16 protein-coding genes are annotated in these 14,763 nt (G+C 39.9%); 14 read left to right on the top strand and 2 right to left on the bottom strand.

Annotation, left to right across the window (positions count from 1 at the left end):
* The first annotated feature begins 62 nt into the window (after positions 1–62).
* From rlmF to E5A76_RS19980, 13 genes are all read left to right on the top strand, one after another.
* Positions 63–1,064: a 23S rRNA (adenine(1618)-N(6))-methyltransferase RlmF gene (rlmF, locus tag E5A76_RS20040; RefSeq protein ID WP_187695709.1), complete on the top strand. Its 1,002-nt coding sequence runs from the start codon at positions 63–65 to the stop codon at positions 1,062–1,064.
* 203 nt (positions 1,065–1,267) lie between these two features.
* Positions 1,268–2,215, top strand: coding sequence for a YbgA family protein (locus E5A76_RS20035; protein WP_161120018.1), 948 nt, complete (start codon positions 1,268–1,270; stop codon positions 2,213–2,215).
* Positions 2,216–2,270: 55 nt separating this feature from the next.
* Positions 2,271–2,486, top strand: coding sequence for a TIGR02450 family Trp-rich protein (locus E5A76_RS20030; RefSeq protein ID WP_053989031.1), 216 nt, complete (start codon positions 2,271–2,273; stop codon positions 2,484–2,486).
* A 22-nt stretch (positions 2,487–2,508) separates the two neighbouring features.
* The gene (locus E5A76_RS20025) at positions 2,509–3,312 is read left to right on the top strand and encodes a MerR family transcriptional regulator (protein ID WP_161120006.1); all 804 of its coding nucleotides are present in this window, start codon (positions 2,509–2,511) and stop codon (positions 3,310–3,312) included.
* 88 nt (positions 3,313–3,400) lie between these two features.
* A complete protein-coding gene (gene phrB, locus E5A76_RS20020) occupies positions 3,401–4,870 on the top strand; it encodes a deoxyribodipyrimidine photo-lyase (RefSeq protein ID WP_161120005.1) in 1,470 nt (489 codons plus the stop codon).
* A 19-nt stretch (positions 4,871–4,889) separates the two neighbouring features.
* A complete protein-coding gene (locus tag E5A76_RS20015) occupies positions 4,890–5,330 on the top strand; it encodes a nuclear transport factor 2 family protein (protein ID WP_053989034.1) in 441 nt (146 codons plus the stop codon).
* The gene (locus E5A76_RS20010; RefSeq protein WP_161120004.1) at positions 5,327–6,052 is read left to right on the top strand and encodes an SDR family NAD(P)-dependent oxidoreductase; all 726 of its coding nucleotides are present in this window, start codon (positions 5,327–5,329) and stop codon (positions 6,050–6,052) included. Before E5A76_RS20015 ends, E5A76_RS20010 begins: the two co-directional genes overlap by 4 nt.
* 2 nt (positions 6,053–6,054) lie before the next feature.
* A complete protein-coding gene (locus tag E5A76_RS20005; protein ID WP_161120003.1) occupies positions 6,055–7,398 on the top strand; it encodes an NAD(P)/FAD-dependent oxidoreductase in 1,344 nt (447 codons plus the stop codon).
* 2 nt (positions 7,399–7,400) lie between these two features.
* On the top strand, positions 7,401–8,270 hold the full coding sequence (locus tag E5A76_RS20000) for a DUF1365 domain-containing protein (protein ID WP_161120017.1): 870 nt from the start codon (positions 7,401–7,403) through the stop codon (positions 8,268–8,270).
* Positions 8,263–9,501: an SAM-dependent methyltransferase gene (locus E5A76_RS19995; protein WP_023934325.1), complete on the top strand. Its 1,239-nt coding sequence runs from the start codon at positions 8,263–8,265 to the stop codon at positions 9,499–9,501. Before E5A76_RS20000 ends, E5A76_RS19995 begins: the two co-directional genes overlap by 8 nt.
* On the top strand, positions 9,489–10,040 hold the full coding sequence (locus E5A76_RS19990; RefSeq protein ID WP_161120002.1) for a DUF2878 domain-containing protein: 552 nt from the start codon (positions 9,489–9,491) through the stop codon (positions 10,038–10,040). The genes E5A76_RS19995 and E5A76_RS19990 overlap by 13 nt, the downstream gene beginning before the upstream one ends.
* On the top strand, positions 10,040–10,606 hold the full coding sequence (locus tag E5A76_RS19985) for a hypothetical protein (protein ID WP_161120001.1): 567 nt from the start codon (positions 10,040–10,042) through the stop codon (positions 10,604–10,606). Before E5A76_RS19990 ends, E5A76_RS19985 begins: the two co-directional genes overlap by 1 nt.
* A 27-nt stretch (positions 10,607–10,633) precedes the next feature.
* A complete protein-coding gene (locus tag E5A76_RS19980; protein ID WP_161120000.1) occupies positions 10,634–11,146 on the top strand; it encodes a DUF3833 domain-containing protein in 513 nt (170 codons plus the stop codon).
* A gap of 153 nt (positions 11,147–11,299) precedes the next feature.
* Here the strand turns inward: E5A76_RS19980 and E5A76_RS19975 are convergent, their stop codons facing one another.
* Positions 11,300–11,791, bottom strand: coding sequence for a hypothetical protein (locus tag E5A76_RS19975; RefSeq protein WP_161119999.1), 492 nt, complete (start codon positions 11,789–11,791; stop codon positions 11,300–11,302).
* A 696-nt stretch (positions 11,792–12,487) separates the two neighbouring features.
* On the opposite strand from E5A76_RS19975, the gene E5A76_RS19970 reads away from it, so the two are divergent.
* Positions 12,488–12,913: a hypothetical protein gene (locus E5A76_RS19970; protein WP_161119998.1), complete on the top strand. Its 426-nt coding sequence runs from the start codon at positions 12,488–12,490 to the stop codon at positions 12,911–12,913.
* 150 nt (positions 12,914–13,063) lie between these two features.
* On the opposite strand, the gene E5A76_RS19965 is transcribed toward E5A76_RS19970, so the two are convergent.
* Complete coding sequence (locus tag E5A76_RS19965) at positions 13,064–14,704, bottom strand: DUF2813 domain-containing protein (protein WP_161119997.1); 1,641 nt, start codon at positions 14,702–14,704, stop codon at positions 13,064–13,066.
* Between the last annotated feature and the right edge of the window lie 59 nt (positions 14,705–14,763).

The raw sequence follows: 14,763 nt of genomic DNA, 5'->3' as shown, positions 1-14,763 counted from the left end.
ATGACGCATAACCATGTACAATGCTGCGCTTTGATAAGATCCATTCTGCGAGTAGCAAAAAGATGAGCCAAAAGAAAAACGCACAGCCTAAAAAAGGTTTACACCCACGTAACCCACATCGTGAGCGTTATGACTTTGCCAAGTTAATTCAATCGACACCAGAATTAGCTCAGCATGTTAGTGAAAATTCTTATGGTGATCTTTCTGTTAATTTCTCAGATCCTGCGGCGGTAAAAGCCTTAAATAAAGCTTTATTGAGTCATTTCTACAAGGTGAATTACTGGGATATTCCAGCAGGTTTCTTATGTCCACCAATTCCTGGTCGTGCAGACTACTTACACTATATTGCAGACTTATTGGCTGAATCTAATGGTAATACCATTCCGCAAGGTAAAGCTGTACGTGGTTTAGATGTGGGTGTGGGTGCGAACTGTGTGTATCCGATTATTGGTCATCGTGTGTATGGTTGGCAGTTTGTTGGTGCAGATATTGATCCTATCTCCATTAAATCAGCTAAATTTATCGCAGATGCAAACCCCAGCCTCAAAGGCAATATCAAACTGCGTTTACAGAAAAATGCCGATAACATCTTCACGGGCATGATCAATGCAGATGAAGTGTTTGATTTCACGCTTTGTAATCCACCATTCCATGCCTCGTTAGAAGAAGCGACAGCAGGATCAGAGCGTAAAGTGCGTAACTTAGCAGCCAATGCCAACAAGAAACAAAAGCCACGCCAAACTAACTTTAATGCACAAGCTAAACCTGTATTAAACTTTGGTGGTCAAAAAGCCGAGCTTTGGTGTCCGGGGGGGGAAGCCGCATTTATTCAAAAAATGATCAAACAAAGTGCTGAACATGCTGGTCAATGTTTCTGGTTTACAACGTTAGTGTCTAAAAAAGAAAACCTACCTGCGATTTACCAACAGCTACAACAAGCGCAAGCAGCGGATGTAAAAACCATTGAAATGTCACAAGGTCAGAAGATTTCTCGTATTGTGGCGTGGACGTTTTTAACCGAAGAACAGCAACAAGAGTGGCGTCAAGAACGTTGGTCTAACTAACTGATAGTTATCAACTATATTTAAAATCAAGCGGCGATTATCGTCGCTTTTTTTATGCTTGTCGTTTGCCGTAATGCCAAGTATCTACTTTTATTTAGCGTATTGAAAAACAAAGTTGTACATAATTTTAATCTTGTACAACTTTAAAATATTGTCTACAGTAATTGTACAAGATTAAAAAATTGTACAAGTCTGGAGGCGGTATGGGCATCCCTGTTGGTATTAGCGCATGTGTATTAGGTGAAAAGGTTCGCTTTGATGGTGGGCATAAACGTAATCGTTTTGTGGCTGAAGATCTCAGCGAGTATTTTGATTTTAGAGCTGTTTGTCCTGAAATGGCGATAGGGATGCCTGTTCCTCGTTCAGTGATCAGATTACAAGATAACGGCATTGAAGTACGTCTTGTTGATAGCAAAGATGACAGTATCGATCATACCGAGAAAATGAAGACATTTGCTGATGCGATTATTCCTAGTTTTGAGTGGTTACGTGGCTATGTGGTATGTGCTAAATCACCTTCTTGCGGCATGGAGCGGGTGAAACTGTATATGAAAAACGGTAATACCATTCCCGGGGGATCGATAGGGATTTACACGCAACAGCTGATGGAATCTATGCCGTGGCTACCAGTAGAAGAAGATGGACGTTTATGCGATCCAGTATTGCGTGAAAACTTCATTTTCCGTGTCTATGCCCTTGATGATTTATATCGCTCAGTAGAAGGTGGTATTACTCGTGACAAAATCATCAAATTCCATTCACGCTATAAACTCTGTCTTATGGCACATCACCAAGCCTCTTACCGAGAGTTAGGGCGTTTAGTTTCTAAAATCCATGAATGGGAGGATCTGATAGAGTTCTTCTTAACTTATCGTCAGCAATTTATGGATGCACTGAAGAAACGTGCCAGCCGTAAAAATAACACCAATGTACTGATGCACATTCAAGGTTACTTTAAGCGTGATTTAGATAAGCAACAAAAGGCTGAATTGCGTGATGTGATCATGCGTTATCGTGAAGGTTTGTTACCACTGGTTGCGCCACTAACCTTAATTAATCATCACCTTACTGTAAACCCCGATGAGTATTTATCACAGCAAGCGTATTTAGCACCATACCCTGAAAAGCTACTGTTGCGTTATTCATTATAAGGCAGTGTTAAGGGCAAATTGTGAGGGTAAATTTAGCAAGGTGATAGAGGTCAGCATGAATAGGCTTAGTCCGAAAAAACTGCTCAATAGCAAATGGACAGCAGCACAGCCAAAGAATAAAGAGAAACATTTTATTATCACGGATGTTGAAACTAATGAAAGTGGTGAAGTGTTGTTTTGTACCATGGAAGCCGTGATGTCGAAACGAGAATTTAGCGTCAATTGGCAAGAATTAAAGAATACCTTGGTGTGGTATCAAGGCTGGAAATAATGATGTTAAACAAGGATAAAGAGTGAACGTTGAAGTGAAGTTGTATTCAATAAGTGAAGTATCGGAGTTAACAGGGGTGAACGCTGTAACCCTACGTGCATGGCAGCGTCGTTATGGCTTATTAGTGCCACAACGAACGCCAAAAGGGCATCGATTATATACCGACAATGATATCGCCAAGATCCATGACATTCTTGCATGGTTAGATAAAGGGGTGTCTATCGGTAAAGTAAAGCCGTTACTCGATGGTGCGGTTGAGCATCAACAATCTGATGTAGAGAAAATCGAGCTGGTGGACGACACCTTGAGCTTTATTGAGCAAGGTAAATTATCACAAGTAGAAAAGAGACTGCGTGAAGCCGTAAAACTCTATCCTTTTAAAATGCTAGAAGAGCAGTTTCTTCAGCCGATTGAACGTTATATCTCACGTACTGAAAATCCCCTTAGAGCGTTACACATGAGTATCTGGAGCACTGTAGTGGTGCAGTGTTTTGTGTCTATTTTTACTAAAGTGAATGTCGAGAAAAACACACCTTGTTTAGTCATGAGTTATAGCTCGATGAATAACCATCATGTCTGGCAGCAAGCATTGAAATTAGCTTATGACGGTTACTACGTGATGGTGCTTTGTGATATTTCGGGCAAATTAACAGGGCTATCTTCACTGCTCCAAGATAAGCAGATCAACGCCATGTATATCGTGGGTGAAAATAAACTCGATAACAAACAGTTAGCTGAAATAGAAAACGTGATGAGCGAATGTGATATTGCTTGTGAGTTTATTGGCAGTATCAGAAACATCCATCAGGGAGAAATCGTAGTGTAGCTATTAGGTGATATTCGACATCTTTTTCACGTTTTTTTAGTGACAATGTAACGCATCGGTGATTGAGCATAAGGTAAAGGGAGAAATAATGACCAATACTAAAGTAAATGAAGATCACGTCATTATCTGGTTTCGTGATGATTTACGCACTCTAGATAACACGGCACTGAATCATGCTATTGAAACGGGGCTTCCTGTTATTGCGCTTTTTGTTGCAACTCCGATGCAATGGCACCAACATTATGTGGCAGCGATTCAAGTTGACTTTATTCACCGACGTTTACGGATATTAAAACAACAACTTGTAGCACTGAATATCCCATTACACGTGATCCAATGTAATGACTTTAGAGAGTCTGTCGATGCTGTTGCAGAGTATTGCCACCAGCATCGTGTAGTACATGTGTTTGCGAATAAACAATACCCATGCAATGAACAATTGCGTGATGAACAACTTGGACTATTACTGGCTAAATCAGGCATTAAGCAAAGTTTGTTTGATGATAATTATGTACTTCAACCTGAGACAATCTTAAATCGGGAAGGTGAGCTGTTCAAAGTTTTCACTCCGTATCGCAGCGCTTGGCTAAAACGTTTTATTGCTGAGCCTAGTTACCCTGTCACTACAACCAAAACCGTCGCACTTAGCGATACCACATCTGCCATGCTTGCAGATAGTACAGATATTCAATCGTTAGGTTACCCGGTGATTGAAAGTGTACGTTGGCCGGTTGATGAAGAAGCAATACTACAGCGATTAGATACTTTTTGTGCCACTAAAGCACTGGATTATCATCAACAACGGGATTTCCCAGCCATTGATGGCACCAGTTGTTTATCACCATTTCTCGCCATTGGCGCATTATCAGCAAGGCAATGTGTATACCATTTACTGCAACATTTCCCCAATGCATTAGAAATCAATAAAGATAGCGGTGCATTTACATGGCTAAGCGAAATTATCTGGCGTGAGTTCTATGGACATTTAATGCATCGTTATCCAGAGCTTAGTAAAAATTATCCATTTCAAGCCTATACCCAGCATGTGCGCTGGCAAGATAACCCAACTTTATTAAAAGCATGGCAAGACGGTAAAACCGGTTTTCCGATTGTCGATGCTGCAATGCGACAACTAAGAGCAACCGGTTGGATGCATAATCGACTTCGCATGATCACCGCCAGCTTCTTAACTAAAGATTTACTTTGTGACTGGCGAGCAGGTGAGCAGTGGTTTATGCAACATCTCATTGATGGTGATTTTGCCTCTAATAATGGCGGTTGGCAGTGGGCGGCATCAACAGGAACAGACTCGCAACCGTACTTTCGTGTTTTTAATCCAACCCTTCAGGGACAAAGATTTGATCCAAAAGGTGATTTCATTCGTACATGGGTGGAGGAGCTGGCAAATGTTCCCGATAAGTACATTCACACCCCTCATCAATGGGAAAGCGGTGAATGCCTTGATTATCCATTACCTGTCGTTGATCACAAGCAAGCTCGGTTATTAGCGATTGATGCTTTCAAACAAGCGAAAGCTGTGATGGATAATCATCAATAAAGAGGTGGAGGAATGAAAAATGGACGCAGTGAACAATCCTGCATTAATCAAGTTTTTTGATGTGTATGCACAGCTAGGGAAAGAGAATTTAGAAAAGCTTGCGGACGTTTATCATCATTCGGTCATCTTTGAAGATCCTGCTCATAAGATTGAAGGTTTTACCGCATTAGAGGCGTATTTCTTCAATCTCTATCAAAACATTAATAGTTGTCACTTTGTGATCAATAGCTATGTTGAAGACGATCATGAAGCCTTTGTGCAATGGACCATGCATTTTTCTCATCCTCGATTACAAAACGGTAAAGAACGCCGCTTAGAAGGCTGTACTCAACTTAAGTTCGAGCAAGAGAAAGTCATTTACCATCGAGATTACTTTGACATGGGAGAAATGATTTATGAGGGGTTGCCGATGTTTGGGCGGATCATTCGCCATATTAAAGCGAGGTTAGGTCAAGCATGAAACAGGTATTGATCACCGGCGCCAGCTCAGGGATTGGCAAACAGCTTGCATGTGATTATGCAGATAACAATTGGAGTGTGATCGCTTGTGGGCAAAACCAAGTAAGGCTGAATGAATTAGAAAATTATCATTCATCAATTCAGAGTTTACGATTTGATGTAACAGATATTGAAAACACCAAAACAGCCTTGTCACAGTTAACGGAATTACCTGATTTGATCATTTTAAATGCAGGGACTTGTGAATATATCGACCAAGGTATGATTGATTCAGCACTATTTAAACGAGTGTTTAATGTTAATGTTTTCGGGATTTTGCACTGTATTGAAGCGTTGCAAGACAGATTCACAGAACAAACACATTTAGTGGTCATCAGTTCATCAGCGAGTTTTATTCCGTTACCGCGAGCAGAAGCTTATGGCGCTTCTAAAGCAGCGATAAGCTATATCTCACAAACCTTGGCTCTCGATCTACAACATAAAAACGTCAAGGTCACCTTAGTGAATCCGGGGTTTGTAAAAACGCCACTGACAGATAAAAATGACTTTGCGATGCCGATGTTAGTGACGCCTGAATTTGCTTCTCAAAAAATAAGGCATGGGATTGAGACTGGGAAAAAGGAAATTCATTTTCCTATTGTTTTTACATTATTTTTAAAAACTATTGCGCTTTTGCCATTCACCCTTCGGATGGCTGTAATTAAACAAATAACGGGGAAATAATAATGAAAATCGCCATTATTGGTTCCGGTATTTCTGGCTTAACCTCGGCTTGGTATTTGCACAAAGAGCATGATGTTACAGTGTTTGAAGCAAATGATTATGTAGGTGGCCATACCGCAACAGTTGATGTCACGGTTAAAAGTGGTGAATATGCTATTGATACAGGTTTCATTGTCTTTAATGATCGCACTTATCCCAACTTTGAAAACCTGTTAGAGCAGTTAGAGATTGCCGGCAAGCCAAGTGAAATGAGCTTTAGTGTTCATAACAAGAAAACTGGACTTGAATATAATGGTCATTCGCTGTCGTCGTTGTTTGCCCAAAAGCGTAATCTAATCAATCCTGCTTTTTATCGCTTCTTATATGAAATCACCCAGTTTAATAAACTGGCTAAACAGACCGTCGGTGATAGCTCATTAATGGAACAAACCCTAGGTCAGTTTTTAGAGCAGCATAATTTTAGCGACTATTTTGCTGAAAACTACATTTTGCCAATGGGGGCGGCTATTTGGTCTTCTACCTTGTCAGATATGCGTGGTTTTCCGCTTGGTTTCTTCCTGCGATTTTTCTTAAATCATGGCCTGTTAGATATCACTAATCGCCCGCAATGGTATGTGATCCCTGGAGGATCCCGTGAATATGTGCGAAAAATGCAGCAACACATTGGCGATTGTATCCGTTTAAATAGCCCAGTTAGCTCAGTAAAACGTACAACTGGCAAAGTGATCGTTACTTCAAATCACCAACCAGAAGAATTTGATCAAGTGATCTTTGCTTGTCACAGTGATCAAGCCTTAACCATGCTGGCAGATGCCACTTCCGAAGAGGTCTATGTACTGTCTGATATTTATTATCAAGAAAATGAAGTGGTTCTGCATACCGATACGTCTTTACTACCTAAACGTCGTATGGCATGGGCATCATGGAATTACTCTTTACCTAAAGATCGTGACGAGCGAGAGCGAAACTTAGCCTCACTGACTTACAACATGAATATCTTACAAGGCATATTTGCCCCTGAGACATTCTGCGTCACCCTTAATCAAACTCATGCTATTGATGAAGACAAAATCTTACGTAAGTTTGTTTACTCGCATCCAGTCTTTAATAACAAAAGCATTGCTGCTCAGCAGAATCGACATTTAATCAATGGCGTGAATCAAACATGGTTCTGTGGCGCTTATTGGTATAACGGGTTTCATGAAGATGGGGTACGCAGTGCGCTTGATGTTGTCAATGCTATAAAGAGCCAACGCTTAGCGGGTGGTAATGATACGCCACACAATATGGTTGCTTTTACCTCTAGTATCGAATCTACAACCAAGAACGTAATAAGAAGTTGCTAATGATGGAACAAGATAAGCAGCTAAATAGCGGGATTTATCAAGGGTGGGTTCGGCATCGTCGATTTACACCTGTTGATCATCGTTTTACCTACTCGATGTTTATGGCTTATATCGACTTAGCTGAGTTATCACAACTTAGTGATCGAGTCACAGGTTTTGGGTTATCGGTAATGAGCTTTGCGCGTTTTCGTCGTGATGATTATGTTGCTGGTGTTCAAGATCTTGCTCAAGCAGTAAAAGATAAAGTCTTTGCCCTAACGGGAAAACAGTTCAAAGGCAATGTCACCATGCTTTGTCATCTTCGTTACTGTGGCTTGTATTTTAGTCCACTTAATCTTTACTACTTACATGATGAGTTAGGCAACTGGCAATACACATTAGCAGAAGTCAGCAATACACCTTGGAATGAAAGACATTATTACGCAGTACCAGCACCACAACATTGGACGGGTAAAACTTATAACCATGATAAGGCATTTCATGTCTCACCGTTTAATCCGATCAAACAAGAGTATTGTTGGCGGTTAACGGAGCCTGATAGCAATTTACTGGTTCATTTAGCTGTTAATAAAAGTATAGATAGCATCGCTCCGAGTGAGTATCAAAGTAATTTAAAAAATCGCAATCAAAAAGTATTTGATTCCACTATGCAGATGCGCAAACACAGCTTTAGTTCTAAGACATTAATTAAACAACTATTGCTTACGCCCATTATGACGATCAAGGTGGTCGTTGGTATCTATTGGCAAGCGCTAAAGCTCTTTATTAAAAGCGCTCCTATTTACGATCATCCAGCAAAAAACACATCTAATAACAATCAAATCCAATCAAGTAATGATCACGTTATTAAACGAGGGAATGATAATGCTTAGAAGCGAATTACAACAATCAACAACGTCAGTTTCAGCCTCTGATCACGCCTCTAGGAAACTTCTATTCACGGTATTAAATCAGCTCAGTAATGCTGGGTTAAGTGTCTCTGATCCTATGGAAGGCACCGTTTTCTTTGGTGATAAGCAAGCGTCACTACAAGCCAATATTGTGGTCCATAATCCTTTATTTTATAAACGACTATTAAGCGATGGCAGCATTGGTGCTGGTGAAGCCTATATTGAAGGCTGGTGGGACTCACCAAACTTGACCAACGTAGTGCGTGTATTAGCGAAGAACCTAGCCACCCTTGATAAGCTAGAAGCAAAAATGGGTTGGGTGAGTAAGTTATCAAGCCAAGTAAGTCACTTTTTAAGAAAGAACAATAAACAAAACGCCCGTAAAAACATTTCTGCACATTACGATCTTGGTAACGATCTTTATCGACACTTTCTTGATCCTAGCATGCTGTATTCATCGGCTATTTATCTCAACGATCACGATAGCCTTGAACAAGCGCAATGGAACAAGATGGATCGTTTATGCCGTCAATTAAAGCTCACCTCGGATGATCACTTATTAGAGATCGGTACAGGTTGGGGAGGCATGGCAATTCATGCAGCGAAACATTACGGCTGTCGAGTTACTACCACTACCATTTCAGAACAACAATATCTGTGGGCGAAACAACAGGTAGAACAAGCAGGTTTATCTGATCGTATAACACTCTTAATGGATGACTATCGTGATTTAACAGGGCAATACGACAAGTTGGTTTCGATTGAAATGATAGAAGCCGTTGGTAAGCAGTATTTGAAAACCTATATCGAGAAATGCCAGTCGTTATTAAAACCAAATGGATTAATGGCAATTCAAGCGATCACCATTGCCGATCAACGTTATGCAAGTTATAGCCGTAGTGTTGATTTCATTCAAAAGCATATCTTCCCCGGTGGTTTTTTACCGTCAGTCACTGTACTGCTGGATAATTTAACCCAGCATAGTGACTTTGTTATTCGAGATATTAAAGACATTGGGCTGGATTACGCCAAAACCCTAGAAGACTGGCGAGATCAGTTTGATGCCAATGCCACACAATTAGAGAAATATGGCTACGATGAAAGGTTTATGCGTATGTGGCGATTCTACTTTGCTTATTGTGAAGGTGGATTTTTAGAGCGAACCATTAGCACCATTCAATTTGTAGCGAGCCGACCGCAATGGAGAGAGTAAACCCACTTGCCAGCAAGCTAAAAGTCATACTCGCAGGTATGGTATTTAACCTGTACTGGTTACTTGCCGTGTGGGGGCAATATCGCTTTGTCTACATTCTGTTTTTCATCTTACTTGTGACGTGGTTTTTGGAAGACAAAGCGTGGCGTTTCTCACTACTGGCTGCGCTTCCTGGTATCGTTATTGATTCATTACTTAAACAGTGGAATATCTTTGAATTTGCTGTTCCCAATAGAACGCCATTATTCATCGACTTTACAACCATAGGACTTATTCCCATTTGGTTGATAATGCTTTGGTTAGGTTTTACTAGTTTTGTCTGGAGCATACGAGACACCATTACATCCATATCAACTAAATGGTTGCTGGTGGCTGGCAGTATTGGTGGTGCGTTGAGTTATTGGTCAGGTATGAAGTTAGAAGCCGTATCCTTTACATTACCAGTATTAGATACCAGCTTGATCTTAATGTTGATTTGGCTTGGGCTGACACGTTACATGCTTTGGTTATTATCAATCTTCAGTAAGAGGACAAACTAATGCGTGCATTATGGCTGTTGTTGAGTCTCGCTGTAATATCTGCTTCAACTTATGCGTTAGCTTCAAACCAAGCCTCTGTGATGAAAGAAACGTCGTTCAAAGAGCCAGCGATAAAGAGTGTTACTAGCCAGTATCCTTGGTATCAATGGCAAACCGTGGGGCAAGCAACATTAAAATGGGGGCTTTGGGATATTTACAACTCAGAGCTAAAAACACCAACAGGGAAGTACAGTGGGTTGGACACAGATTTAGCACTAATTATTCGCTATCTAAGAGATATTGATAAAGATGATCTGCTACAAGCGACTAACGAGCAGTGGCAGCACTTAGGTTATAGCAAACAACAAATCACACCTTGGTTATCAACCTTATCGGCTATTTGGCCAAATGTAAAAAAGGGTGATCGCCTTATCTTTGTGCAACGTAATGGCATCGGACAGTTTTATCAAGGGACTCAACCTTTAGATAAGCCATTGTCGAAATCATTAACTCGCAGTTTTATCGCTATTTGGCTATCACCTAAAACTGACTATCCCAAACTTCGCAAGCAACTGATTAATCAATAATGTCTACTCAACATCTGGAGGTGTGCAATGAAATGGTTATTTGCCTTAATACTATTACTAACGGGTTGCACAGTTTCAACATCGGATTATCAACAAACCGAGCCTAAGTTTGATCTGTTCGGTTACTTTGAAGGCAACATTACTGCATGGGGAATGCTGCAAGATTACAAAGGCAAACAAACACGACGCTTTACAGTGGATATTGTTGGCACAATTGAAAATAACACCTTAACCCTTACCGAAGATTTCGTGTTTGATGATGGCGAAACTCAACAACGTATTTGGGTGATCAACAAACTCTCGGACGGTACTTATAGAGGCAAAGCTAATGATGTGATTGGTGAAGCTCAAGGCGTTGAGATAGGGAATGCGCTGCAATGGCAATATACCTTAGCGATTCCAGTCGATGATTCAATCTACAACATCAAGTTTAACGACTGGATGTATCGCCAAGACGAAAAGCACGTATTCAACATCGCCACCATGACCAAGTTTGGTTTTGAAGTGGGTAAAGTGACGCTGTTTTTTAAGAAAAAATAAGTAATTGTGTTTAGCACTCTTTAGCTCATCTATTTTCTAATAGATAAAGGCCTACATCTCTGTAGGCCTTTTCGATCTAATCTTAGCTGTTATCCCTACCAATACGACTAAAGAGCAGAAATGGTTATCCGCTAAGATGACGCTTTTTTCAGCTTAGCCTTTTAGTTTCCAGACCACACACTCACCTCTATCTCCTCTTCGGAAAGTCATGTAATCGTGCGAGTATGTAATTGAAATATTTTCTTTGGTTAATAACTCTTTGTCATCTTGCGTCATTGTTGGATATTGCAAAGCCCCGTTTTCTACTTTGACTGTTAAAGGAATCATGTTATCAGCAGTATTAATTTGGAAAGATAGGCTACAAGTTGAAAACTCATCCATGTGAACACGTCCAATATTATGGCCTAAAACTGTACCATTAACATTCAATTGATTTGTGCCACCACCTGTAATATTACATCCATTATCTGATAACAGCGTGAGTGTTGTACTCGTTACATCAGAGCCAACAGGAACCATAGAGTTTTGAAAAATATAGGATTTATTCAACGTTGATGATTGATCTTGATTATACATATCTGTTTGAGCGAAAGCAGCTACAGAAAGTAAAGATAGAGGAAGAAGAATAGATTTTAGCTTTAACATGTTTTTTCCTTTATATGGTTCTAAACAACATTTGGAGAACCCATCATCATGAAAATAAGCTAAAAAAGCCTAAATTTAGACTCAAAAACGCCTCAAATATAAATCAAATAAGTTAACTACTTTTTTGAAGGGAATAAGTGCTTCTAGTATGAGGTGTGAAATTAAATAGTCATTAAATCATTGGCTTATAATTGATCAAATTTATTAAATCACTCTTAGTCTTTGCATTTTTAATAAATACTTTGAAACAAAATAGTGCAATCAAGTTCATGATATTTATTCACGGAATGGAATATGATTGCCAAAATTTGTAGGCATTCTTTTGCGTGAAAGTAAGAATGTTTATTAATATCTGTTAGGTAAGCATGAGAATAATTGGGGAAATATGGGGTGTTTTTAATTCTGTAATGCATCCGTAGCGGTATAGATGAAAATTTTGATCGTATTTTGTCCGCAGAGACCAACTTTGGTTTCAGTTTATCTCGAATATCTAAATCTAATATTGAATGGTTTATAAACGGAACTATTGATGATAATCATCTTGACCCCTGAGGCATTGAACAACAATCAGTTATCTATATGCCTTGGCATAAAGAAGGCTACTGTATATGGGATCTATATAAGTCGAACTAAATAACTTAGGTTATGCAATAAAGGGAATAAAATCCCCGTTTTGATATGAAGGTTTTTATGCGAATGAATCCAAAACTATTTAACCTATCTGCTGAAAAGCAGGCTGAGATTAATGAACGTCATGAATATGAGCAGGAGTTGAGCCGTCGTCATTGTTCGTACGTACATTTTATCGCTGAAAGTTTTAGTCAGCCTGACTCTTATCGTTCAATTGATGATCCTGAATACCGTGAACCAACACCCGATGAAGTTAAGGTGGTGTTTGATCATTTGGCTAACGCCCATAATAAGAGTGTGGTTACAAAAATGCTTGGTATTAAAGGGAAATCAAACCCAATGAGAACTATTAATCGTTGGATTGACGGTGAAACAGCAATTCCATATCCCGCTTGGCGTTTAATGCTTATTCTTGATGGTAGGGTGGTTCAAACAAACCGATTGCCTACAGATACGGGTGAAACTCCGTGGAAGAAATATTATATCAAGTAAATGTTGGTAATTATTGTGCATTAATCAAATTAAAAGCGATAAGTGCCCTTTTTTGCAGTAAAACAGAGTAGAACAAATAAGCTAGTCTAAAAAACAAAAGCCTACATCACTGTAGGCTTGCTTATATCTAATCTCAGCTTGTTTTAACCGTTACCCAAACCCTCGCGCCATAGCGACGATGCGTTTTAGCACCCAACGGATCAAAAGCGGAATACGATCATCTCGCTCTTCTTGGGTATATTTCACAATTGCTAAAGCCATATCTGGTTTTGCATTCTTACGCAGTGCTTTGTAGATAATTTTCTTCATGGGTAATGGATTATTAGCTGATACATTCGCTAATTGACGAAATAGCGCTTCATAACCATTACGATATAAGAAATGTTCGATGTCTCTTGCGGGTAACACGGTTAATCGCACACGTTCAGGATCATCGCCTAGCATATTACGAACTTTATCAGCGTATTTCTTACCCGCAGGATCGCCATCAGCAACAAGGTGCCATTCAATACCTAATAACTTTGCTAACTTGATTAACGGTTTTAAGCCACTTTGCGCAAACTCGATGATTTGAATACCTTCTGCGGCAAGGTTATAACCGTTTAGTCTTGCCATTTCGTTAAAGAGCCAAACCTCGGTTTCACCTTCAACTAATAACCACACTCGAGCAAAAAAAGCACTTGGTCGATGCATTCGCACATGGAAAGTGACTTTACGGGTGTCGTCTTTATTTAATTCACCACGATCAACACCATAAACCGCAGTCTTGTGTGGCTGACGGATCAGCTTTTTGATCGCAGTTAAAGGCGCAGAGGACAGTAACTCAGGGCTATTGGTCGTTAAGATCTTCTGCATCGGCATACTTTGAATAAACGCCCATGCTTGGTGCAACATGATCGGATGTAATCGACCTTCAGGATCTTCAAGGATCATAATGGGGCGAGAAATACGTTTAAGCTCTACAGGCCCTCTTGCACGAATATATTCATTCAATAAGCTCATTAACATCAGCCGAGCCTGTTTAGTCATTGCTGGCTGAATTAGCTGATCAAACGGATTTGCATTTTGAATGGATTGATAGTGTATCGAATGATCTTTACTACGCTGGTGGGGCGCAAAAGCAAAGTAGTGATCAACTAACGATCGTAGCGTTGTAATGCTACTTTTGATCTCTGCTGTACTCACATGACCGGGCTGTGTCATTAAACGACGACACGTGTTATCTAATCGACGTTGTACACGGGCTTCTTTCTGGGTTTGTGCTAGTGGCTGATCATGTTGAAGTTCATGCCCGCCATCATGTAAACGCCTTGCATCTCGAATACGCACAATAGGGTGTAGCACCATAAGCTGACGAATAAACTTATCAGTATCTTGGTGTGTAATACCATGTCCATCAAGCTGTAAAAATTGACGTTTAGTAATGATCTTGTCGTTTTCGATATGGCTATGGATTTGGTAATAGAAATGCTTAATACCGTCTTTATCGATTAGAAATGGTTGAAAGCCTCGATAACGACGCGCAAGATGTTCACCTTCGTAATCTTCTTGCCAATGTAAAACAATTTGAATTTCAGTTGAACGCTCATTCCCTAAGGCATGGTCGATATGGAAATCTGAAAAATGGAAATCATAGAATTTCGCATCTGGCGATAACGCCAAACATAGGGCATCCAGCAATGAGGATTTACCCCATGCATTTTCACCAATAAGTACGGTTAGCTCATTGAATGATAGGGATAAACGCTTAATGCCACGGAAACCTGAAATCTCAATGCTTTCTAAATGCATAAAACTATATAAACCTCGTTGCTTCCCATATACGATATAGTAAATCAGAGGCTAATTGG

This window comes from Photobacterium lucens (assembly GCF_009873615.1).
In the GTDB taxonomy this organism is placed as follows: domain Bacteria; phylum Pseudomonadota; class Gammaproteobacteria; order Enterobacterales; family Vibrionaceae; genus Photobacterium; species Photobacterium lucens.
The sequence above is the reverse complement of the archived record's forward strand: the minus strand, read 5'-3'. Positions and strand labels throughout refer to the sequence as shown.

What these genes read in the sequence shown, in the direction of transcription:
- rlmF (WP_187695709.1), top strand. Translation starts at nt 63, where the DNA reads ATGAGCCAAAAGAAAAACGCACAGCCTAAAAAAGGTTTACACCCACGT.
- E5A76_RS20035 (WP_161120018.1), top strand. Translation starts at nt 1,268, where the DNA reads ATGGGCATCCCTGTTGGTATTAGCGCATGTGTATTAGGTGAAAAGGTT.
- E5A76_RS20030 (WP_053989031.1), top strand. Translation starts at nt 2,271, where the DNA reads ATGAATAGGCTTAGTCCGAAAAAACTGCTCAATAGCAAATGGACAGCA.
- phrB (WP_161120005.1), top strand. Translation starts at nt 3,401, where the DNA reads ATGACCAATACTAAAGTAAATGAAGATCACGTCATTATCTGGTTTCGT.
- E5A76_RS20015 (WP_053989034.1), top strand. Translation starts at nt 4,890, where the DNA reads ATGGACGCAGTGAACAATCCTGCATTAATCAAGTTTTTTGATGTGTAT.
- E5A76_RS20010 (WP_161120004.1), top strand. Translation starts at nt 5,327, where the DNA reads ATGAAACAGGTATTGATCACCGGCGCCAGCTCAGGGATTGGCAAACAG.
- E5A76_RS20005 (WP_161120003.1), top strand. Translation starts at nt 6,055, where the DNA reads ATGAAAATCGCCATTATTGGTTCCGGTATTTCTGGCTTAACCTCGGCT.
- E5A76_RS20000 (WP_161120017.1), top strand. Translation starts at nt 7,401, where the DNA reads ATGGAACAAGATAAGCAGCTAAATAGCGGGATTTATCAAGGGTGGGTT.
- E5A76_RS19995 (WP_023934325.1), top strand. Translation starts at nt 8,263, where the DNA reads ATGCTTAGAAGCGAATTACAACAATCAACAACGTCAGTTTCAGCCTCT.
- E5A76_RS19990 (WP_161120002.1), top strand. Translation starts at nt 9,489, where the DNA reads ATGGAGAGAGTAAACCCACTTGCCAGCAAGCTAAAAGTCATACTCGCA.
- E5A76_RS19985 (WP_161120001.1), top strand. Translation starts at nt 10,040, where the DNA reads ATGCGTGCATTATGGCTGTTGTTGAGTCTCGCTGTAATATCTGCTTCA.
- E5A76_RS19980 (WP_161120000.1), top strand. Translation starts at nt 10,634, where the DNA reads ATGAAATGGTTATTTGCCTTAATACTATTACTAACGGGTTGCACAGTT.
- E5A76_RS19975 (WP_161119999.1), bottom strand. Translation starts at nt 11,791, where the DNA reads ATGTTAAAGCTAAAATCTATTCTTCTTCCTCTATCTTTACTTTCTGTA.
- E5A76_RS19970 (WP_161119998.1), top strand. Translation starts at nt 12,488, where the DNA reads ATGAATCCAAAACTATTTAACCTATCTGCTGAAAAGCAGGCTGAGATT.
- E5A76_RS19965 (WP_161119997.1), bottom strand. Translation starts at nt 14,704, where the DNA reads ATGCATTTAGAAAGCATTGAGATTTCAGGTTTCCGTGGCATTAAGCGT.